29 protein-coding genes are annotated in these 20,610 nt (G+C 62.1%); 19 read left to right on the forward strand and 10 right to left on the reverse strand.

The features are described 5' to 3' along the window. Positions 1-40 precede the first annotated feature (40 nt). Entirely contained in the window at positions 41-703 is a 663-nt protein-coding gene (fer, locus tag LJF34_RS14290; RefSeq protein WP_231185734.1) for a ferredoxin Fer, read from the reverse strand. A gap of 126 nt (positions 704-829) precedes the next feature. Here fer and thpR point away from each other — a divergent pair, with 126 nt between their 5' ends. The 9 genes from thpR to LJF34_RS14335 all read left to right on the forward strand — a co-directional run bounded on the left by thpR (position 830) and on the right by LJF34_RS14335 (position 7,116). Further along, entirely contained in the window at positions 830-1,387 is a 558-nt protein-coding gene (thpR, locus tag LJF34_RS14295; RefSeq protein ID WP_231185736.1) for an RNA 2',3'-cyclic phosphodiesterase, read from the forward strand. Between the two features lie 53 nt (positions 1,388-1,440). Continuing rightward, positions 1,441-1,593 (forward strand): 50S ribosomal protein L39e, encoded by a 153-nt coding sequence (locus tag LJF34_RS14300; protein ID WP_026177798.1) that lies wholly within the window; start codon positions 1,441-1,443, stop codon positions 1,591-1,593. Then, positions 1,593-1,871, forward strand: coding sequence for a 50S ribosomal protein L31e (locus LJF34_RS14305; protein ID WP_231185738.1), 279 nt, complete (start codon positions 1,593-1,595; stop codon positions 1,869-1,871). Before LJF34_RS14300 ends, LJF34_RS14305 begins: the two co-directional genes overlap by 1 nt. Positions 1,872-1,875: 4 nt before the next feature. Continuing rightward, positions 1,876-2,541 (forward strand): translation initiation factor IF-6, encoded by a 666-nt coding sequence (locus LJF34_RS14310; RefSeq protein ID WP_231185739.1) that lies wholly within the window; start codon positions 1,876-1,878, stop codon positions 2,539-2,541. A 106-nt stretch (positions 2,542-2,647) separates the two neighbouring features. Then, positions 2,648-3,106, forward strand: a complete 459-nt coding sequence (gene pfdA / locus LJF34_RS14315) for a prefoldin subunit alpha (protein ID WP_231185741.1) — start codon at positions 2,648-2,650, stop codon at positions 3,104-3,106. Between the two features lie 6 nt (positions 3,107-3,112). Continuing rightward, complete coding sequence (gene ftsY / locus LJF34_RS14320) at positions 3,113-4,252, forward strand: signal recognition particle-docking protein FtsY (protein WP_231185743.1); 1,140 nt, start codon at positions 3,113-3,115, stop codon at positions 4,250-4,252. A gap of 363 nt (positions 4,253-4,615) precedes the next feature. Further along, the gene (locus LJF34_RS14325) at positions 4,616-5,584 is read left to right on the forward strand and encodes a methyltransferase domain-containing protein (protein WP_231185745.1); all 969 of its coding nucleotides are present in this window, start codon (positions 4,616-4,618) and stop codon (positions 5,582-5,584) included. A gap of 63 nt (positions 5,585-5,647) precedes the next feature. Then, positions 5,648-6,640, forward strand: a complete 993-nt coding sequence (gene thyA / locus LJF34_RS14330) for a thymidylate synthase (RefSeq protein WP_231185747.1) — start codon at positions 5,648-5,650, stop codon at positions 6,638-6,640. Beyond that, positions 6,637-7,116, forward strand: a complete 480-nt coding sequence (locus tag LJF34_RS14335) for a dihydrofolate reductase (RefSeq protein ID WP_231185749.1) — start codon at positions 6,637-6,639, stop codon at positions 7,114-7,116. The genes thyA and LJF34_RS14335 overlap by 4 nt, the downstream gene beginning before the upstream one ends. On the opposite strand, the gene LJF34_RS14340 is transcribed toward LJF34_RS14335, so the two are convergent. The 4 genes from LJF34_RS14340 to LJF34_RS14355 all read right to left on the reverse strand — a co-directional run bounded on the left by LJF34_RS14340 (position 7,104) and on the right by LJF34_RS14355 (position 8,908). Continuing rightward, positions 7,104-7,487 (reverse strand): hypothetical protein, encoded by a 384-nt coding sequence (locus LJF34_RS14340; RefSeq protein ID WP_231185751.1) that lies wholly within the window; start codon positions 7,485-7,487, stop codon positions 7,104-7,106. The two genes, LJF34_RS14335 and LJF34_RS14340, sit on opposite strands and share 13 nt — an antisense overlap. Continuing rightward, positions 7,488-7,862, reverse strand: a complete 375-nt coding sequence (locus LJF34_RS14345; RefSeq protein ID WP_231185753.1) for a hypothetical protein — start codon at positions 7,860-7,862, stop codon at positions 7,488-7,490. 43 nt (positions 7,863-7,905) lie between these two features. Further along, positions 7,906-8,265, reverse strand: a complete 360-nt coding sequence (locus LJF34_RS14350) for a hypothetical protein (protein WP_231185755.1) — start codon at positions 8,263-8,265, stop codon at positions 7,906-7,908. Positions 8,266-8,347: 82 nt separating this feature from the next. Then, the gene (locus LJF34_RS14355; RefSeq protein WP_231185757.1) at positions 8,348-8,908 is read right to left on the reverse strand and encodes a TATA-box-binding protein; all 561 of its coding nucleotides are present in this window, start codon (positions 8,906-8,908) and stop codon (positions 8,348-8,350) included. A gap of 201 nt (positions 8,909-9,109) precedes the next feature. Between LJF34_RS14355 and LJF34_RS14360 the strand changes: the two genes are divergently transcribed. Then, entirely contained in the window at positions 9,110-9,841 is a 732-nt protein-coding gene (locus LJF34_RS14360) for a tetratricopeptide repeat protein (RefSeq protein WP_231185759.1), read from the forward strand. After that, positions 9,838-10,128: a DUF424 family protein gene (locus LJF34_RS14365; RefSeq protein ID WP_231185760.1), complete on the forward strand. Its 291-nt coding sequence runs from the start codon at positions 9,838-9,840 to the stop codon at positions 10,126-10,128. Before LJF34_RS14360 ends, LJF34_RS14365 begins: the two co-directional genes overlap by 4 nt. A gap of 31 nt (positions 10,129-10,159) precedes the next feature. Here LJF34_RS14365 and LJF34_RS14370 read toward each other — a convergent pair whose 3' ends face one another. Then, positions 10,160-10,504 (reverse strand): DUF6176 family protein, encoded by a 345-nt coding sequence (locus LJF34_RS14370; protein WP_231185762.1) that lies wholly within the window; start codon positions 10,502-10,504, stop codon positions 10,160-10,162. A gap of 71 nt (positions 10,505-10,575) precedes the next feature. After that, positions 10,576-10,755, reverse strand: a complete 180-nt coding sequence (locus LJF34_RS14375) for a hypothetical protein (RefSeq protein WP_231185764.1) — start codon at positions 10,753-10,755, stop codon at positions 10,576-10,578. Positions 10,756-10,870: 115 nt separating this feature from the next. On the opposite strand from LJF34_RS14375, the gene LJF34_RS14380 reads away from it, so the two are divergent. From LJF34_RS14380 to LJF34_RS14410, 7 genes are all read left to right on the forward strand, one after another. Continuing rightward, positions 10,871-12,115 carry a cysteine desulfurase gene (locus LJF34_RS14380; protein WP_231185766.1) on the forward strand — a complete coding sequence of 415 codons (1,245 nt, stop codon included), beginning with the start codon at positions 10,871-10,873 and terminating at the stop codon, positions 12,113-12,115. A gap of 100 nt (positions 12,116-12,215) precedes the next feature. Next, the gene (locus LJF34_RS14385; RefSeq protein ID WP_231185768.1) at positions 12,216-12,752 is read left to right on the forward strand and encodes a DsbA family protein; all 537 of its coding nucleotides are present in this window, start codon (positions 12,216-12,218) and stop codon (positions 12,750-12,752) included. 68 nt (positions 12,753-12,820) lie between these two features. After that, entirely contained in the window at positions 12,821-13,465 is a 645-nt protein-coding gene (locus LJF34_RS14390) for an HD domain-containing protein (protein ID WP_231185770.1), read from the forward strand. 112 nt (positions 13,466-13,577) lie between these two features. Further along, a complete protein-coding gene (locus LJF34_RS14395) occupies positions 13,578-14,426 on the forward strand; it encodes a helix-turn-helix domain-containing protein (protein ID WP_231185772.1) in 849 nt (282 codons plus the stop codon). Between the two features lie 91 nt (positions 14,427-14,517). Next, positions 14,518-15,873 (forward strand): MFS transporter, encoded by a 1,356-nt coding sequence (locus LJF34_RS14400; RefSeq protein WP_231185774.1) that lies wholly within the window; start codon positions 14,518-14,520, stop codon positions 15,871-15,873. A 27-nt stretch (positions 15,874-15,900) separates the two neighbouring features. Continuing rightward, on the forward strand, positions 15,901-16,317 hold the full coding sequence (locus LJF34_RS14405) for an iron-sulfur cluster assembly scaffold protein (RefSeq protein WP_231185776.1): 417 nt from the start codon (positions 15,901-15,903) through the stop codon (positions 16,315-16,317). A gap of 195 nt (positions 16,318-16,512) precedes the next feature. Next, positions 16,513-17,049, forward strand: a complete 537-nt coding sequence (locus LJF34_RS14410; RefSeq protein WP_231185778.1) for a hypothetical protein — start codon at positions 16,513-16,515, stop codon at positions 17,047-17,049. A gap of 70 nt (positions 17,050-17,119) precedes the next feature. On the opposite strand, the gene radA is transcribed toward LJF34_RS14410, so the two are convergent. Together radA and LJF34_RS14420 are read right to left on the reverse strand one after the other, a co-directional pair. Continuing rightward, positions 17,120-18,151, reverse strand: coding sequence for a DNA repair and recombination protein RadA (gene radA / locus LJF34_RS14415; protein ID WP_231185780.1), 1,032 nt, complete (start codon positions 18,149-18,151; stop codon positions 17,120-17,122). A 133-nt stretch (positions 18,152-18,284) separates the two neighbouring features. Further along, a complete protein-coding gene (locus LJF34_RS14420) occupies positions 18,285-18,890 on the reverse strand; it encodes a hypothetical protein (RefSeq protein ID WP_231185782.1) in 606 nt (201 codons plus the stop codon). Positions 18,891-18,977: 87 nt separating this feature from the next. Here LJF34_RS14420 and LJF34_RS14425 point away from each other — a divergent pair, with 87 nt between their 5' ends. Next, positions 18,978-19,508, forward strand: a complete 531-nt coding sequence (locus tag LJF34_RS14425) for a DsrE family protein (RefSeq protein ID WP_231185784.1) — start codon at positions 18,978-18,980, stop codon at positions 19,506-19,508. A gap of 14 nt (positions 19,509-19,522) precedes the next feature. On the opposite strand, the gene htpX is transcribed toward LJF34_RS14425, so the two are convergent. Then, entirely contained in the window at positions 19,523-20,413 is an 891-nt protein-coding gene (gene htpX, locus LJF34_RS14430; RefSeq protein ID WP_231185786.1) for a zinc metalloprotease HtpX, read from the reverse strand. Positions 20,414-20,610 lie beyond the last annotated feature (197 nt).

A 20,610-nucleotide genomic window follows, 5' to 3' on the forward strand; every position in this document is an offset into this window, starting at 1 on the left:
GTTCGTAGTCGTTTAAAGCCTTTTTCTAGTCCGTCGGGCGTCAATCGCTGGACCGAACCTGCCCGAACTGCTGTGGCGGCAATCGGAGTTCATCCAAGCCCGGCAGGTGTTTGATGTTGTAGATGACCTGCATGTGGTCCGTGACGGGCGCGCCGAGACAGGAGAGTCGGATCCCGCGGTCCATCATCTCGGACGAGAGGACGTGATTCGAGGGCATGCTCATCTCGCCCTCGACGACCGCCACCGCACAGTTCGCACACGCGCCGCCGCGGCAGGCAAAGGGCCACTCGTATCCCCTGTTTTCGGCCGCTTCGAGGAGCGTTTCGTTGGGACGGACGCGAAACTCCCCGAAATCTTCGTCGTCGAGTCCCACCGCAGCGGCCTTCTCGAACAGTCTGTCGTCGTCCACGCTCCATCCGTAATCGTCGATGACCTCATAGTTGAGGAACTCGACCACGGGGTACTTCGGTCTGCGGTCTCGCGCTCGCTCCTCGACGTCTTCGGTGTCGGTGGTTTCCTCGTCGTCCTCGCCACCGACGTCTCCCGCCTGAATCGCTTGATACGCGGCTCGGACCCGCTGGAACTCGCGGTGAGACCCACCGTGGTCCGGGTGGGCTTCCTTTATCCGTCGTCGGTAGGCCTCGACGACTTCCTCGTCATCCGCATCCGAATCGAGTCCGAGAACGCTGAACGGGGAGTCCACGTGTAAACGATAGGAAATGGAGCGCATAAATCCTCTTCCCCTACAGTGAGGTCCACCGCGTTACGGAGGGTCTGTCCCGGTATCGGGGCGTCAACGTTCAAGCCCACCGGCGACGAAGGGTCGCGTATGCGACTGTTCGTGAGCATCGACCTGCCCGACGACCTCGCGGAGAGCGTCGAAGGCGTTCAAGACCGGTTCCGCGACGCCGACGGCCTCTCGTTTACCGACCCGAAACAGGCCCACGTGACGCTCTCGTTCCTCGGCGAGGTGGACGAAGACCGCCTGCCCGAAATCGAGGACGCGCTCCGAGCGGCCGTCGAGGACGACATCGACTTCGGACCCTTCGAGGCGGAAATCGAGGGCGTGGGCGTGTTCCCGAATACGGAGTACATCCGGGTCCTGTGGATCGGCGTGGGGGATGGCGCGGAGGAGATGACGCTCCTCAACGATGCCGTCGAATCGCGCCTGTACGACCTCGGCTTCTCGCCCGACGAGAACGACTTCGTTCCGCACGTCACCATCGCCAGAATGCAACACGCAGGCGGGAAGGAACTGGTCCAACGGAACGTCCGCGAACTCGAACCGACGGTCGGGAAGATGGAGGTCGAGGAGGTTCGACTGACGAAAAGCGAACTCGGCGCGGACGGCCCGAGCTATTCGACCGTTGCGGCGTTCCCCCTGTGAGGCCGTTTGAAAGGAACAAGATTTTATGCGACGGCGGAAAAGTGGCAACCACTATGGGCAAGAAGTCGAAGGCCAAGAAGAAGCGACTGGCCAAGCTGGAACGGCAGAACAGCCGCATCCCTGCGTGGGTCATCATGAAGACGGACCGCGACGTAATGCGAAACCCGAAGCGCCGCAGCTGGCGGCGTAGCGACACTGACGAATAATGAGCGCAAGTGATTTCGAGGAGCGAGTCGTGACGGTTCCGCTCCGAGACGTGACGGCGGAGGCAAAGCACAAACGAGCGAACAAGGCGATGAAATTGGTGCGCGGGCATCTCGCCCAGCACTTCAAGGTGGACGAGGACGACGTGCGTCTCGACCCCTCCATCAACGAGGCTATCTGGTCGCGCGGCCAGAAGAACCCGCCGCGAAAGCTCCGTGTTCACGCCGCCCGCTTCGAAGAAGAGGGCGAATCCGTCGTCGAGGCGGAATACGAAGAGTAGAGCGGTGCTTCGTACCGCGTTCAACGGCTCGGCGTATGTCGGCGTCTTCGCACGCGTGACTGACGAGTATCTCCTCGTCCGTCCGGATTTGGACGACGAACTGGTCGACTCCCTCCGAACGGAGTTGGAAGTCGACGCCGTCGGAACGACGCTCGGTGGATCGTCCACCGTCGGCGCGCTCGTGGTGGGCAACGAAAACGGACTGCTCGTCAGCAGTCGGACCACCGACCACGAGCGCGAGCGAATCGAGGACGTCGTGGACGTTCCGCTCACGGAGTTCCCGGGGCGTATCAACGCCGCCGGAAACGTCGTCCTCGCGAACGATACCGGGGCGTACGTCCACCCGGACCTCCCTCGGGAGGCCGTGCAAGCGGTTTCGGACGGGCTCGACGTTCCGGTCGAACGCGGCACCATCGCCGGCGTTCAAACGGTCGGAACGGCCGGTGTGGCGACGAACCGCGGCGTTCTCTGCCACCCGAAAGCCACCGACTCGGAACTCGATGCCATCGAGGAAGTCCTCGGCGTCCCGGCCGACATCGGCACCATCAACTACGGTGGTCCGCTGGTCGGGTCGGGACTCCTCGCCAACGCCCACGGCTACGTGGTCGGGCAGGAGACGACCGGCCCCGAACTCGGCCGTATCGAGGACGCACTGGGCTACATCGACTGATTTTCGGCCTATCGGTTTTTCGGTCCGAGTTAGCAACATTCTTCCCGCTTGCTCACGCACGTGTGGACATGAGCACGATTACTCGCGGAACGGAGCGTGGAGCACAATGATGGGCGGCGGCAATCAGCAGATGCAGCAGATGCAACAGCAGCTCCAGCAGTTGGAAGCCGAGAAGGAAGAACTGAACGGCGAAGTCGAAGACCTTCGCGGCGAGAAGGGCGAAGTCGACGAGGCCATCGAGGCCATCGAGACGCTCGACACCGATTCCACCGTGCAAGTTCCGCTCGGCGGCGGCGCGTTCATCCGCGCGAACGTCGAGGACATCGACGAAATCGTCGTCGAACTCGGCGGCGGCTACGCCGCGGAACGCGACCAAGAGGGCGCCGTCGCCTCGCTCAAGAGCCGCAAGGACCTTCTGGACGACCAGATCGCCGACCTGCAGGAGGAGATCGGTGAGGTCGAAGCGGAAAGCGACCAGTTGGAGCAGAAGGCACAGCAGATGCAACAACAGCAGATGCAACAGCAGATGCAGCAGATGCAACAGCAGGAAGACGAGGACGAGTAACCGCGGATGTTCGACAGTCTGAAGGATAAGCTGAGCGGGTTCCGTAAGGACGTCGAAGAGACGACCGAAGAGAAGGCCGAAGAGAAGGCCGAAGAGGCCGACGAAGCCGAGGCTGACGCGGTCGAGGAGACGGCCGAAACGGAACCCGCGGAGACCGAGACGGAAACGAGAACCGAACCGGAGCCCGAATCGGCGGAGACAGCCGACGACGACTCCGAGTCGGAGGACGAAGAGTCCAGCAACGGGCGGGGCGGATTCACGCAGAAGGCGAGGTCGTTCGCCCGCGGTGAGATCATCATCGAGGAGCAGGACGTCGAAGACCCGCTCTGGGAACTCGAAATGGCGCTCCTCGAAAGCGACGTGGAGATGAGCGTCGCCGGCGAGATGCTCGAAGGCATCCGCAACGACCTCGTCGGCGCGACTCGCAAGTTCAACGCCGAAACGGGCGACGTCGTCGAGGACGCACTACGTGACTCCCTGCTGTCGGTCATCAGCGTCGGGCAGTTCGACTTCGACAAGCGCGTCGCCGAGGCCGACAAACCGCTCGTCATCATCTTCACCGGCGTCAACGGCGTCGGGAAGACGACGAGCATCGCCAAGCTATCGCGGTACTTCGAGGAGCGCGGTTACTCCTCCGTGATGGCGAACGGCGACACCTACCGTGCCGGCGCGAACCAGCAGATTCGAGAGCACGCCGACGCACTCGACACGAAACTCATCGCCCACGAACAGGGCGGCGACCCCGCCGCCGTCATCTACGACGCGGTGGAGTACGCCGACGCCCACGACATCGACATCGTGCTGGGCGACACCGCGGGTCGCCTGCACACCAGCGAGGGCCTGATGGACCAGTTGGAGAAGATAGGGCGCGTCGTGGACCCGGACATGACCCTCTTCGTTGACGAGGCCGTGGCCGGACAGGACGCGGTCCAGCGCGCGAAGGAGTTCGACGACGCCGCCGAAATCGACGGCACGATTCTGACGAAGGCCGACGCTGACTCGAAGGGCGGTGCCGCGATTTCCATCTCCCACGTCACGGGCAAACCCATCCTGTTCCTCGGAACCGGACAGGGCTACGACGACATCGAGCAGTTCGACCCCGAACGGATGGTCGAACGGCTTCTCGGCGACGAAGAAGAGGAGTAATCGACCTCGAATTTTTTCGAAACCACCATCCGAGAGTGGCGACACGACCGCTTTCGGGACGCGCGACGAGTGTGCCGAGCCAGCGGTCGGCGAGGCACACGAGTTCCGGGGAGGCATGGGGACGCCGAGGAAGGGTGGTCGTGCGGTTCCGACCACCCTTCCGCATGCGGTTGCGGTCATGGTCCCTAGCAGTTGGGGTCACAGAATCGGCGTCAAAAGCGGTCGTGACAGTCGTGAAAACACCGTCGAGTAAGCAGTAGCGGTCTCGATTTCGGAAACGGACCGTTTCGACGTGCGATTCGGAATCCCCAAGACGACGGCACTACTCCCCTCGAACGAAACCGGACGACGGAGATATCACTCGTGTACGTACTGGAACTCGGCGGACAAGACGACGAATTCGCGGCGTGCGAAGCGGCGAGCGCGGCGACCGGGGTCGAACTCCTCGCGCCCGGTATCGCGCGGGCGGCGACTGTCACGGAGCGCGTTTCCACCCTCGCGTACACCCACCGGGCGAACGAACTGGTCGGGACGACCGATGCAGACGTGGCGAGCGCGCGGGCGTTGCTTTCCGCCGCGCCGATGGACCGCGAGGGGACCGTCGCGGTGCGCGCACGGACGGTCCGCGAGACGGCCGACATCAGCACCCAGCAGGCCGAGCGCGAGTTGGGGCAGGTCCTCGTCGACCGCGGCTTCGCGGTCGATTTGGACGACCCCGACCACGAACTCCGAGCGACGTTCTCGGGGGGCGTCTGCGCGCTGGGATGGACCGCAGTCGAGAGCGTGCGCGACTACGGAACGCGCCGGCCGACCGACCGGCCGTTCTTCCAACCGGGGAGCATGGACCCGCTCCTCGCCCGCGCGCTGGTGAACATCGCGGGAGCGAGGGAGGGAACGACGGTTCTCGACCCGATGTGCGGGACGGGCGGCGTCCTCATCGAGGCGGCGCTGGTCGGTGCCCGACCGCTCGGGGCCGACGCACAGGACAAGATGGTTCGCGGCGCGGCGAGGAACCTCGCTCGCTACGCACCGGACGCCGACGCGGCCACGGTTCGCGGCGACGCGACCCACCTGCCGCTCGCGGACGACACCATCGACGGCGTGGTGTTCGACGCGCCCTACGGCCGCCAGTCGAAGATAGCCAACCTCGACCTCGACGACCTCGTTTCGGGTGCGCTCGCGGAGGCGCACCGGGTCGCCTCCCGCGCCGTCGTCGTCGGCGACCGCTCGTGGGCGGGTGAAGCGAGGAACGCGGGATGGAACGTCGAAGACGAGTTCGAGCGTCGCGTTCATCGGTCGCTGACGCGGTACGTGGTAGTGTTGTCAGACTGATAGACTGAGGAATCGAGTCATCGAGAGGGTCTTTTATATATCGTTGGGCGGGAACACCCACCCATGAAGCAGTACCTCGGACTCGTCGAGGACGTCCTCCGGGACGGGACGTACAAGCCCAATCGAACCGGCGTGGACACGATTTCGACCTTCAGCCAGCACTACGAGGTGGACCTGCGCGAGGGGTTCCCGCTCCTGACCACGAAGCGGATGGACGGGTTTCGCTGGGACTCGATGCTCCACGAACTCCTCTGGTATCTCTCCGGCGAGGAACACGTCCGCAACCTCCGCGAAAAGACCGGCATCTGGGACGAGTGGGCCGACGAGGACGGCACCCTCGACACGGCCTACGGTCGATTCTGGCGACGATTCCCGGTTCCCAAGGAGGGGCTTCCGGGCGAATCGTGGCCCGAAGCGGACCACCGCTGGATGAACGAGGACGGAACGTTCGACCAGATCCGATACGTCATCGACGGCCTGAACGAGAACCCGAACTCCCGCCGGTTCGTCGTCTCGGCGTGGCATCCCGCGAACGCGACCGTTTCGACGCTCCCGCCGTGTCACTACACGTTCGTCGTCAACGTGCAGGGCGACACCCTCAACCTCCATCTCACCCAGCGCTCGGGCGACGTGGCGCTCGGAATCCCGTTCAACATCGCGGCCTACGCCCTCATGGCAACTGTACTCGCCCGACAAACCGGATTTGAGGTCGGCAAATTCGCCCACACCATCGTGGACGCACACGTCTACTGCGGCGAGGGCGAGCGCGGCGAGTGGTACCGCGACAACCTCGAAGAACTCCGGACGCGCCTCGCCGGCGTCACCCAAAAGTCCGAGTACGAGGAGGTCCGCGAATGGCTCGAATCCGAAGCACCCGAGGAGGAGACGGAGGCGATGGACCACGTTCCGGGCCTGCTGACCCAACTCTCGCGGACCCCCAAATCCCGTCCAGAAATCGAGATTACGGCGGATTCCATCGACGAGTTGACCTACGACGACATCACGCTCCGGGAGTACGACGCCCATCCCGGCATCAAATTCAGCGTGGCCGAATGACCCGCTTCGTCTGCATCGCGGCGGTCGCCGAAAACGGCGTCATCGGCCGCGACGGCGGCATGCCGTGGCACTACTCGGAGGACATGCGCCACTTCAAGGAGACCACGATGGGCCATCCGGTCATCATGGGTCGGACGACCTACGAGAGCATCGCGGGGCGACTGGACGGGCCGCTGCCGGGCCGGACGAACGTCGTGTTGAGTCGGTCGAACCCCGACCTGCCCGACGAAGTCGTCCTCGTCCACAGCGTCGAGGAAGCGATGACCGAGGTCGAAAAACTGGACGACGTCGCGTTCGTCACCGGCGGCGCGACGGTGTACGAGCAGTTCCTTCCGCACGCCGACGAACTGTTGCTCACCGAGATTCACGAGGCGTACGACGGCGACACCCGCTTTCCAGAATGGAACGGAGAAGAGTGGCACGAAGTCGAACGCGACGAGCGCGGCGAGTTCGATTTCGTTCGCTACGAGCGGTGAGGAATCGCCGCACGAAGTTTTTTGTCGATCTGAAACCGCACGACGAGGAACGCGAACAGCATTCCAGCGGCCCATTTGGCGAGCGTCGGATCGGGCGCTCGAACGCCCTCGGTGCCGGTGAGGATGCCGAGAACCGAGATTCCGAGGACGGTGAGCAGGCCGAACAGCGCGACGCGTTTCGGTTTTTCCGGACGACAGTACAGACAGAGGCAGGTCATCAGAATCGTCGCTCCGAGCGAGAGGTCGTACAGCGAACTACCGTATCCACGTCCGGATTCGATGAAGAGTAGCGGGGTGAACACCGCACCGGCACCGACGTAATACCAGAAGAGGTCGGCGAATTTCCCCATCTCATCGGCGAACTCCCCCATCTACGCCCCGCTCCGTCGGAGTCGCAAGCGTGGCTTCGCCCACACGACCGCCGCGCCGACGAGAAGGGCGACGACCCACGCGCCGAGTAGCGTCGGTTGGTTTTCCGTGATGTCTGCGGCTCCGAGAACCCACCAGAGAGCGTAGGTTGCCAGCCAACTGACGATGGAGAACAGCCAAACTTGTCCGTACGACACCGGGAGCTTCCGGAGCGCGACGAGCACGCCGACGACGAATCCGGGCACGTACAACAGCAGGCCGTTCAGCCACCCGTATCCGTGGGGGAGGAAGGTCCAGAGGAAAGAGAACGGAAACGTTACCATCAGCACGCTCCCGACGACGATGCCGACCTGTTCGAAACGGCGGGGGAGGTCCATACCGTTTGGAAGGAAGTTCGAAGATAAATGCTTTCTCGGGGGGTCACTGCGGCGACGGCGGCCCGATTGAGATGAGATAGAAGAGCCCGCCGATGACGATGCCGCCAAGCATGGTGACGACGACGTGGATGAAGGTGACGAACCCGGCGGTGCGCCACTTCAGGCGGAAGACGACGTGGAAGAGCGAGAGGTCCAGCGCGAGGGCGATGAGGATCACGAGCGGCGGGAAGTACTGTTGGAGGAGAAACGGCAGGGCGGCTATCGGCGGGCCGATGACGAGGGCGCGCCTGAACGGGACGCTCCCGAGGACGTTTCGCGCGGCGATGAACCCCGTCACCGAGAGGAACCCCGCCAGCAGGAGGTACGTTCCGACGAGCGGCGTCAAGTCACCCAGCAGTGCCATACCCGTGGTTCGGGAGCGAATCGGCTTGTGTATGGCGATGTTACTCCGGGGTCGAAAACCGCGAAAGGAAAGAGAGGAGACGTTATTCCAGCAGACCGAGTTCTTCGAGGCGGTCGGTGATTTTATCGACGGCCTGTTCGGCGTCCTCGGGCTTCTTGCCGCCGGTGATGACGAGTTTGCCGGAGCCGAACAGAAGGGCGACGACTTCGGGTTCATCGAGACGATAAACGAGGCCGGGGAACTGCTCGGGTTCGTACTCGATGTTCTCCAGACCGAGACCGATGGCGATGGCGTTGAGGTTCAGGTTGCGTCCGAGGTCCGCGCTCGTGACGATGTTCTGGACGACGATTTCGGGGTCGTCGTTGACCTGAATGTTGAGTTCGCGAAGCTTGTCGAAGACGATTTCGAGACTCTCGTGTACGTCCGCGGTGCTCTTCGCGCCGGTACAGACGATTTTGCCGGAGCGGAAGATGAGTGCGGCCGATTTGGGATTCTGGGTACGGTAGACGAGACCGGGGAACTGCTCGGGGTCGTAATCCGCGCCCTCCAAGTCCATAGCGACACTTTGAAGGTCGAGTTCCTGCCCGATGCCCGTCGAGGCGACCACGTTTTCAATGTTGATGGTTTCCTTGGGGTCGGTCATAGCGCGACTTAAATGACGTATTTAAGGTTTATAAAGGTTGGTAGTCCAGACTGACACGACGAAATGCCCCTTTATCACCGGTCGACGAACGAAACCCTGATGTAGAAGCTTCTTCGGGCGGTTTTTGGATATTTCGAAACGAATGGGCTCGACGAGTCACGTGCGCAGACCTTAACAGTGCGCCGCTCCAATCGGCGGGTAATGACCGACGAGCGAAGTCACAAGTTCTCCGAGGGAGAAGGCTTCGGCGACCCGTACGACGAGTTCGACCTAGACCCGCCCGAACTCGAAGTGAACCCGGACGAGGTGGACCCGGTCGACTCCCGCGTCGTCACCGACCTCCTCGACCAGCAGGCGATTCCGCGGGACAGGGTGTCCGTCGCCGACCTCATGGAAGTCGGCTTGAGCTACATGCAGATCAACCGCTTCGAACAGGCGACCGAGACGTTCGAGCGGGCGGCCCGATTCGCCGACGAGGATACCCTCGACGCACAGGAAGCGTGGACCAACAAGGGCGTCGCCCACGCCGAACTCGAAGAGTGGGACGCGGCCATCGGCGCGTACCGCGAAGCGCTCCACATCGACGACGACAGCGAACACGCAGCGACGGCGGAGACGAACCTCGCCTACGCGCTCTGGGAGTCCGGGCGAACCGAACAGGCGCTCGAACACTCCGAGCGCGCCGTCGAAATCGATCAGCGGTTCCCGCAGGCGTGGTTCAACCGCGGATTCTTCCTCCTCGAACGCGGCCTCGTTGAGGACGCCGTGAACTGCTTCGACAACGCGATCCGCCTCGGCTTCCGGAACGCACAGGTCATCGAGGAGAAGGCCCGCGCGTTGGAGGAACTGGGCGAGGACGAAGAGGCGGAGAAGTTGGCCGAAGAAGCAGAAGAGATGCGTCGGGAGGCGGAGGAAGAACTGATTCAGGAATGATACTCAAGGAGCGCGACACCGGAGAGGGTCTGTTGGTCGCGGTCTGTGACACCGACGTACTCGGGGAGACGTTCGAGACGGACGAGTTGACGTTCACCGTCACCGAGGAGTTCTACGGCGGCGACGAGGTCGACGAGGACGAAATCGTCAACAGTCTCAACCGTGCGGACGTGGCGAACATCGTCGGTGCCGACGCCGTGGCGCTGGCAGTCGACGCCGGGTTCGTGGACGAGGCGAACGTCCTCGAACTGGATTCGACCCGGCACGCACAGTTCTTGCGGATGTGATTTTGCGAACGTGCGCCCGCGGGCGGAGCATTCACGGACGGTTCGGGGCGGTGAGATGGTACAGCAGTTCGTACTCACCGACGTTTCGTTCGTCTTCGAGCGTCTCCGCCATCACCTTCTTGTGTTTCCTGTCGATTTCGTGGGTCGAATCCGTATAGGCATCGTATGCTTTGTGCGCGTCCTCGGACTCCATGTAGTACACCAGAAAATCACCGTTGTCGGTTCGCTCAATGAAGGCGGACTCGCTGTACATCCCCTCGTTCTCGTACGTCTCGATGGCTTCGTCCTCACGTCGACGGATTTCGGCCATCCACTCCTTCAGTTGTTCCGTCTTTCCCGGTTTTATCTTTCGTTTCGTCAACACGACGTCGGACATAACCGAACGGTAGTAAACCGGACAGTTATAGGTACTGAATTGACAGAATCGGCAGTTGGATAACGATTTCACTAATCGAGATACGCCGGGACGTTCACCGCGACCAGACACAGCACCGACCCGACTATCGTTCCGATAGCAACTGACAGCAGTCCGGTGTGGAAAGCGACGGAGACGAACGCGTGAAAGACGCCGACGAACGCGAGGGCGAGAAAGATCATGCTCGCGCCGAGTCGTCGTTTGGAGACCATACGAAAAACGAGGGGCCAAAGGTCCTTAATCCGCATCGCCCCGGACGTAACCGATTTCGGTTTCGGTTCTCCCAGACCGAAGAAGTGTTCCCACTCGAAACCCAATTCGTACACAATGGAGCCACAACAATCCGATGCGCTGGACGTGGCGCGTATCCGCGAGGAGTTCCCCATCCTCCAGCGGGAGTTCAACGGGAATCAAGTGGTGTACCTCGATAACGCGGCGACCACGCAGACGCCGGAAGCCGTCATCGAGAGCATCAGCGACTACTACCGGAACTACAACGCGAACGTCCACCGCGGCATCCACCAGTTGAGTCAGGAGGCCTCCATCGCCTACGAGGAGGCTCACGACAAACTCGCCGAGTTCATCGGCGCGAACGGACGCGAGGAGATGGTGTTCACGAAGAACACGACCGAAGCCGAGAACCTCGTCGCCTACGCGTGGGGACTCAACGAACTCGGCCCCGGCGACGAAGTCGTCCTCTCGGAGATGGAACATCACGCGTCGCTCGTGACGTGGCAGCAACTCGGGAAGAAGACCGGCGCGGACGTGAAGTACATCCCCGTGACCGAGGACGGCTACCTCGACATGGAGGCCGCAGAAGAGATGATCACGGACGATACGAAGATGGTCAGCGTCGTCCACGTCTCGAACACGCTCGGGACGGCGAACCCCGTCGGCGAACTCGCCGACATCGCACACGACCACGACGCCTACATCTTCGTGGACGGCGCACAGGCCGTCCCGAACCGGCCGGTGGACGTGCAGTCCATCGACGCCGACTTCTACGCCTTCTCGGGTCACAAGATGGTCGGCCCGACCGGCATCGGCGGCCTGTACGGCAAGGAACACATCCTCGAAGAGATGGAACCGTACCTCTTCGGCGGCGACATGATTCGGAAGGTCACCTACGACGACTCGACGTGGGAGGACCTGCCGTGGAAGTTCGAGGCCGGAACGCCGAACATCGCACAGGGAGTCGGACTCGCGGCCGCCGTGGACTATCTGGAGGATATCGGCATGGAGCGCGTGCAGCGCCACGAGGAGCGACTCGCCGAGTACGCCTACGACCGCCTGACCGAGGAGGGCGACGTGGAGATCTACGGCCCGCCGGGCGACGACCGCGGCGGACTCGTCTCGTTCAACGTGGACGGCGTCCACGCCCACGACCTCTCCAGCATCCTCAACGACCACGCCGTGGCCATCCGCGCGGGCGACCACTGTACGCAACCGCTCCACGACAAACTCGGCATCGCGGCCTCCGCGCGGGCCTCCTTCTACATCTACAACACGCGCGAGGAAATCGACAAACTCGTCGACGCCGTGGACGACGCCCGGCAGTTGTTCGCCCAGTAAGCGTCGGTTTCGTTTTCGAGGAGTTTGGAGTCGATCGTCGAATCCTTCGATAGGATAGGTCTATGACCGATGGTGACGGTAGTTCTATGTGGGGGAATGAATGAGCCAATCACGCGTTTCTCAGCTTGCTGTGCCGGTAAATCAGAACGATCACGTCGACGGGGATGATGGTGCACCCGTCACACTCGTCGAATACGGTGATTACGAATGCTCGTACTGTGAAGGCGCACATCAGGCGGTGAAAGAACTGCGACGAACGATGGACGACCAAGTGCGGTTCGTCTTTCGGCATTTCCCGCTTTCACAGCTGCATCCGCGTGCGGAAGAGGCGGCAGAAGCGGCGGAAGCGGCGGCGGCACAGGGGAAATTTTGGGAGATGCACGACCTGCTCTTCGAGCATCCGAGCGAGATAACGGGGACCGAGCTACGGGATAACGCCGCGGCTCTCGACCTCGACCTCGCTCGGTTCGACGACGAACTCGAACGACACGTCTACCGTGACCGAGTTCACGACGACATCGTCTCGGGCGCTCAGAGCGGCGTTATCGGGACACCCACGTTCTTCATCAACGGGGAACGCTACGACGAGCAGTGGGACGTCACTCCCCTTCGAGCGGAACTCGAAGACGCGATGTGATCCCGTCAGTGGGAATCGAAAGCGACGACTACATGGCATCGTCGCTACCAGTAGCGGTAGGGACAAACATGGCGGAAACCCTTCCGGAGGCGGTCCGACCCCGGGCGAAATCCTACTTCGAAAACGTCGCACCTGCACACGACTGGCATCACGTCCAGCGGGTGGCCGCCCTCGCCGAAACGCTCGCCGAGGAGTACGACCCCGACGAGCGAATCCTGTTTTCCGCGGTGTGGTTGCACGATGTCGGCCGCGGACGCGAGGACCGCGGCGAAATCGACGACCATTCCGAGTGGGGCGCGGAGGAAGCGGCCCGCCTCCTCGGCGGGAGCGGGTTCGACGTGACGGATGCGGAAATCGGCGCAGTCCAGCACTGCATCCGGGCGCATCGGTTCTCGAACGACGTGGACGCCGAGACGCTGGAAGCGAAACTGCTCTCCGACGCCGACAACCTCGACGCGCTCGGTGCGGTCGGAATCGGTCGCGTCTTCTGCTACGGTGCGGAACGCGGCCAACCCATGCACGACCCCGCCGTACCGATCGACGCCGACGAGACGCGGGCGGGTGCGACGTCGGTGAACCACTTCCACAAGAAGATACTCCGACTCCCGGAACGGATGTACACCGACGCGGGACGACGGTTGGCCGAGGAGCGCCGGGAGTTCGTCGAGACGTTCATCGAGCAGTTCGAAGGCGAGGCCGCGGGCGACCGCTGAGGCGGCCACTGACGTGCTGAGGCGGCCGACGGTGGGTATGGAGACGAACGTGTGGTATCGGGAGACGGACACGAGTTGAAAGCTATTTCACACGTCCCGTCCATCACCGGGCATGGACGCGGACGAACGGGATTTGTCCCCCGAAGACGCCTTCTCCCTCCTCGGCAACGACACGCGAATCGATATCATACAAGCCCTGTGGGACGCGGACGACCCGCTTTCGTTCTCGGAACTGCACGACCGAGTGGGGATTCGAGACAGCGGGCAGTTCAACTACCATCTGAACAAACTGGTCGGCCTGTTCGTCCGGGGAAAGGAAGGAAAGTACGAACTCACCTACGCGGGGTTCCGAATCATGGGCGCGATTTTCTCGGGGACCTACACCCAACGCGCCGAAGCCGAGACGTTCGAACTCGACGCGTACTGTCCTGACTGCGGAACGGAACTCATCGCGGAGTACGAAGAGGAGACGGTTACGGTTCGCTGTGAGACGTGCGAGCGCAACCGCTCGACGTTCGGGTTGCCGCCGGGCGCGTTCGAGGGACGCGACGAGTCGGAGCTACGGCGAACGTTCGAGCGGTGGCTCCGCAACGTGTTTTCGCTGATGGCGGACGGCGTCTGTCTGAACTGCTCGGGGAAAACGGTCGGGTCGCTCGTCACCGAATCCGAGTACTTCGACGAAAAACAGGAGGTGGGCATCGAGTTTCGCTGTGAGCGCTGCGGGGATTATGCGACCGGCAACGTCGGAACGTACCTCCTGCAACATCCGGCGATCATCGCGTTCCACTACGACCACGGCATCGATCTCACGAAAGACCCCGTGTGGGAACTCGAATGGCCCCGACCGGAGAACGCCACGATACTCTCCGAAGAGCCACTGGTGGCGGCGTGTACGGTTACGCTCGACGGCGACGAACTCACGCTAACGGTCGACGAGGAACTGGCAGTCAGTGTCGAATGACTAATCGCCAACAGAACCGGATTTCGGTCGTTTTTACAACAGAAATGTAGTTCTGGAATCATATATTTGGCTCCCACTCCTGTCTCGTTTCATGCGCTCTCTATTCGGGAATCGGACGTTCCGTCGCCTGTTTATCGGTCGGTTGATAACGAATGCGGGGGACAGCGCGTACGCCGTCGCGGCGATGTGGCTCGCCTTCGAACTCGGCGGGTCGTCGTTTTACACGGGTCTCGCGGGGTTTCTCACCATGCTTCCGCAGACGCTCCAGTTCCTCGCCGGGCCGTTGGTCGACCGCTGGCAACTCCGGCGGATTCTGGTCGTCACGCAAGTCGCGGAAGGTCTCCTCGTCCTCTGCGTTCCCGCCGCGTACGTGATGGGGTGGCTCTCCGTCTGGGTCGTCCTCGTCGTGATGCCCCTGCTCTCGCTCATCAACCAGTTCGTCTACCCAGCACAGCAGGCCGCCCTCCCCCGCGTCGTCGAGAAAGACGACCTCGTGGAGGCCAACTCGGCGTTCTCGTTCGCCTATCAAGGCGTCGATTTCGCCTTCACCGCGCTCGGCGGCATCGTCGTCGCGCTGGTCGGCGCGATCGCGCTCTACGTCCTCGATTCCGTGACCTTCCTCGCCGCGACGCTGGTCTTCCTCGGCGTTCGAATCCCGCCTGCCGAGTCCGAATCCGAATCCGAATCTGAATCTGAATCTGAATTCGAGTCCGAGTTCGACACGGAGACAGAGTCAGATACAGAGTCCGATGCCGGCCAAACCGACGGTCTCAGCGCCGCCATCGGGGAGTATCGCACCCAACTCCGCGACGGAATCGGGTACGTCCGCGGGTCGGTCCTCGTCTGGGTCCTCGCCGGGAGCCTCGTCGTCAACGCCACCATCGGCAGCACCCTCGCGGTGTTGCCCGCCTACGCACAGGCCAACGGCGGGTCGGACGCGTACGGGTTCCTCCTCGCCACGGTGGTCGGCGGGATGCTCGTCGGGTCGCTCGCCGCGACGCCGCTCAAGCGGTTTTCGCTCGCCAAACTGAGCATCGGCGGGTTCGTCTTCAGCGGCATCACGTGGCTCGCCGCGGTCCTCATCGGTTGGTTTTCGGCCACGATGGCCCTGTTTTTCCTCGCGTGGATTCCGGTCGGCGCGACGAACGTCATCTTCGCGGCGATGATACAGTCCGTCGTCCCCGAAGAACTCATGGGCCGCGTCTCTTCGGTCCTGTCGAGTGCGTCCGTGGGAGCGATGCCGCTCGGGTCCCTCCTCGGCGGCATCGGCGGAGACGCCCTCGGAACGATGCCGGTCATGACGACTGCGGGGTTCGGATTCCTCTGCATCGCGTTCTGTTGGCTCGCACACCCGTTGCTCCGGAACATCGCGAAGGCCGACGAGTTAGACGCCGAGAAGCACGGTCTCACGACGGCGACAGGGGCCGAATCGTCGGAATCCTTTTAGGTGACTCTCTCCTATTCGGATTCAACTATGAGCATGGGTTCGGACATGTACCGGCAGCAGATTCTCGACCACTATCGGAACCCGCGAAACTACGGGGAGTTGGCCGACGCCCAGTTCAGCCACGAGGGGGTCAATCCGTCCTGTGGCGACGAACTGGAGTTCGACGTTTCCCTCGAAGACGACGGCGAAACCATCGAACGCGTCGCGTTCCGCGGCGACGGTTGTGCCATCAGCCAAGCCAGCGCCAGCATGCTCTCACAGAAGCTTCCCGGCATGACGCTCGACGAGGTGGAGGCGATGGACCGCGACGACGTTATCGACATGCTCGGCGTCGAAATCAGCCCGATGCGTGTCAAGTGCGCCGTGCTGGCCGAGAAGGTCGTGCAGGACGGAGCGGAGATTTACGAGGGCGAGAAGGACGACGGACAGACGACGACCGAATAACCGGCCACGTCCGTCGGTGGGGACGACTTATTTCGATCCGTTCGAATCCGATTTTCCGTGCCGATACCGAAACGAGCAGTCACAACGGGGATACGAATCGGAATTCCCGCGACCATCTCGAAGATTTATATAACCAGTCGGACTCATCACGAACGAGTGAAAACACGTCCCGTTTCCGCTCAGGAGTTCTAACGGATGACAAACGACGAAATCACGGTCGAACAGTTGCGAGAATCAGCCGAACTGCGAATGGTATGGCCCGGCCTCGTCGCCCTGTCGCTTTTCCTTCCGTGGGTCAGCGTTTCCGGACTGTTCAGCGCACAGGTCACGGGTATGAAGATGGATTTGGGTATCGTCATGTTCGTTCTCGCCGTCGGAATCGCGATTTCGACCCCGTTTCTGGAGAAACGACAGGAGCGATTGGTGTGGTTGATCGGCGGAATCCTCCTCCTCTTGCTCGTCCTCGGGACGACGGCGAACATCTACGATTCCATCGACCAGTACGATACCCGGATGCAGGGCAACATATTCCAAGACGCGGTGTCGATAGATTTCGCGTACGGTGCCTACATCGCCATCGTCGGGTCGCTTGCGGCAGTCGTCGTCGGCTACCGTATGGACGGGTCCGAAACGGGAACGGAAACGGTATCGGAGGAATCCATCGACGAGGAGGATCCACGGGAAGTAGTCGAATCGGGGACCGGTACCCGATCGGAAGAGCAGATGCGGTAGACGCTGTCCGGATTTTGAAGAGCGAAATCGAAGGAGAATAAAAGTCGCGGTCGGATGACGGTACGGCCGTCTATTCCGGCTTCAGACCGCCGTCCTGAACGCGCATGACCGCTTCGCCGTCCGCGAGGTTCGGCGCGTCCACGAGTCGAACGATACGCTTGTCACCCTTCGATTTGCGGAGGTACATGCGGAACGTCGACTTGTGTCCGAGGATGTTCCCACCGATGGGTTGAGTCGGGTCGCCGAAGAACGAGTCGGGGTTGGACGAAACCTGATTCGTCACCACGACTGCGGTGTTGTACAGGTTGCCGACCTTGTCGATGTCGTGCAGGTGCTTGTTGAGTTTCTGCTGGCGAGTGGCGAGCTGTCCACGGCCGACGTACTCGGCGCGGAAGTGGGCCGTGAGGCTGTCGATACAGACCAGTCGGACGGGCCAGTCGCCGTCCTCGTGTTCGCCCGCGAGTTCCTGTGCCTTCTCCGCGAGGAGCATCTGGTGGTTGGAGTTGAACGCCTTCGCCACGTGAATCTTTTCCAGTATGTCGGCAATGAGTTCGTCCATCGCCTCGTCGTCGTCCGGCGAGCCCTCGATTTCGCGGTCGTCCATCGTGGCCTGAATGGCCTCGTCCGGCAGGCCGCGAACCATGTCGTCGATACGCTCAGGACGGAACGTGTCTTCGGAGTCGATGAAGATGACGCTGCCGTGCAGGCCGCCCTGCTCGGACGGCAACTGGACGTTCACGGAAAGCTGGTGGGTGATCTGGGACTTCCCCGAGCCGAACTCACCGTACACTTCGGTGATGGACTGCGTCTCGACGCCGCCGCCGAGGAGTTCGTCCACCTCGTCGATCTGCCAGCTGAGCTTGCCGATTCGCTCACGTCGTTCGAGCACCTGAGAGCCGGTTTCGAACCCGCCGATATCGGCTTCCTTTCGGGCGGCCTGAATGATGTCGGCGGACGTGCTCTCGCCGACGTCGGCGGTGTTGCTGAGTTCGCCGGGACTCGCGACGGCGAGGCTCTGATAGGAATCGAATCCCGCTTCGTTGAGTTTCTCTGCCGTTGCTGGACCGACGCCGGGGAGTGCTTCGAGGTCTACGTCTGCCATTGTACTCCTGTCTTGTTCCCCTCATCATATAAACCCCCGTTAACAGCAGAGTGAAAGTGAAAATGGAGGGCGGAATCGGGGTTCACGAATCGGAAGGAAAGCCTTTAGATACGAAGAAGAGTCGGCGTGCGAACTACTCCCACGGGTGCTCGTGGGAGGAGTCAGGCCAGAGCGGATACCAGTACTGTTCGTCGGATTCGATTTCGAGTTCCCCGTCCATGTTGCTCCGGAGTTTGAACTCGGCGGCGGAGTCGCGCTCGTGGCCGCGCTGCGGTGCGAACGGGTAGTACGCCCCGCGGCGAAACGAGTACAGCCAATAGACGTAGTTCCCGTCGCGTTCGAACCCGAATATCGCGGCGAGGAGGCGCGACCCGTAGCCCTCCTCGACGAACGTGTCCGCCGCGAAGTGGACGCTCGTCACGAGGTCCTCCGGGTCGTCGTCTTCGAGGACGAACCACGAGTAGCCGTGACTGTCCACGTGCGCGGTCGCCTCGGTTCCGGTCTCCTCCTTTCCCGCGTCGAGGATGGCGTGTACTTCGTCGACCGCGGCCTGAAAGTCGGTGCTATCGACCTCGGAGAAACACAGGGCTGCCTGCCCGACCGACTCGTAGCCGAGGTCAGCTTCCATGGTGACGTAGGCCGTACTCATCCCGAAGAGGTCCTCCGGGTCGGCCGCACGTCCCGCGTCCGTCTCGGCACGGATGCCGAGCACCTCACGGATGCCGTCGAATAATCCCATACCGAGGTGTACGGAGTCGGAGCGGAAAAAGGGAAGCGATGTTTATGTGGCAGTTAATAAAGAGTATTCCAGCCGTCCGTAAAACCGATGGGAACGCATTCCCGGCGCCGGTTTCTCGAACTGGCAGGTGTCGGCACGGCCGTCGCGCTCGCGGGGTGCTCGAACATGCCCGCCGAGAGCGAGGGCACTGCCACCACGACGGAAACCACGACGTCGACAGCGACGACCGAGACCGACGACGAAACCACGGGGACGGAAGAACCCACGGAGACCACGATGAGTTCAGTATTTCACTTCAGTGAAGGGGACGAGTATCAGAAACACGCGGTGGCGAACGTCGCCAACCTGTTGAACGACGACTCGACGGACACGGAAACCATCGCGCTCGTCGCGAACGGCGTGGGCGTCAAACTCCTCACGACCGACTCCACCGAGGCGGAGAAGGTGAAATCGCTCGCGGAGAAGGGCGTGACGTTCAAGGCATGTCACAACAGCATGAACAAGCTCAACTACGCGAAATCGGACCTCCTCTCCGGCGTCGAAGTCGTCCCCGCGGGCGTCGGTGAACTCACGAAGCTACAGGCGAAAAAAGGATACGCCTACATCAAGACGCCGTAGCGTCGATCGTAGCGTCAGTACGACTCCATCTCGCGTTCCATGTCGCGGAGTCGCTCGACCCGCGCTTCGGTGCTCGGGTGCGTGCTGAACAGTTTGCTGATGAACCCGGCCTTCGCGGGGATGATGAAGAACGCGTTCATCTCCGACTGCTCGCGCAGGTCCTCCTTCGGAACCCTGTCCATCCCGCCGTCGATGGTCAGCAGGGCCGACGCGAGCGCGGACGGCTTGCCCGTAATCGACGCCCCGCCGCGGTCGGCGGCGAACTCGCGGTAGCGCGAGAGCGCGCGGATGAGGAAGTAGCTGATAATCCACACCGCGAGCGACGCGAGGATGGCGACGAAGACGGGAACTTGGTTGTTACCCCGGTTGTCACCGCCGCCGCCACCGAACAGCCAACCCCAGCGGACGATCATGAACGCGATGGTCGAGAGGAACGACGCGATGGTCATCACCATCACGTCGCGGTTCTTGACGTGGGCGAGTTCGTGTGCGAGTACGCCCTCCAGTTCCTCCTGATTCAGCGTCTGGAGAAGTCCCGTCGTCACGCAGACGGCGGAGTTTTTCTGCGAACGCCCGGTCGCAAAGGCGTTCGGCACGCGCGTGTCGGCGACGGCGACCTTCGGCTTCGGCAGGTCGGCCTGCTGGCAGAGCCGACTAACCGTCGCGTGGAGGTCCGGACGTTCTTCTTCGCTCACTTCGTGGGCACCCATGCTCCACAGCGCCAGTTTGTCGCTGAAGAACAGTTGGCTGAACGCAAATGCGAACATGCCGATGAGTATCAGGGGAAGAGCACCCTTTCCGAAAACAACAGACAGTGCTCCGATGAACACGATATACAGCGCGAACAGGAGGAACATCGTTAGGCCCATCCGGGCTCGAAGTCCCCAATCTGCCTTCCATTTCATGCTTCAGTCTAGGCATTCCGACCGTTTAAAGATTCGTTGACCCATGTGAATCAGTAGCAATCGAAGTCACACGCTTTTATTCGTCACTCGATATGTGACACAAAGATCGATTATTCCATTTCGTAGAGGCCAGAACGCTTACCCCCGGAGACGGATTACAGGGAGTATGTTCTCGTTTGAACCGGCGAGGGTATCTC

Source organism: Haladaptatus sp. DYF46 (assembly GCF_021083305.1).
Taxonomy (GTDB): Archaea; Halobacteriota; Halobacteria; order Halobacteriales; family Haladaptataceae; genus Haladaptatus.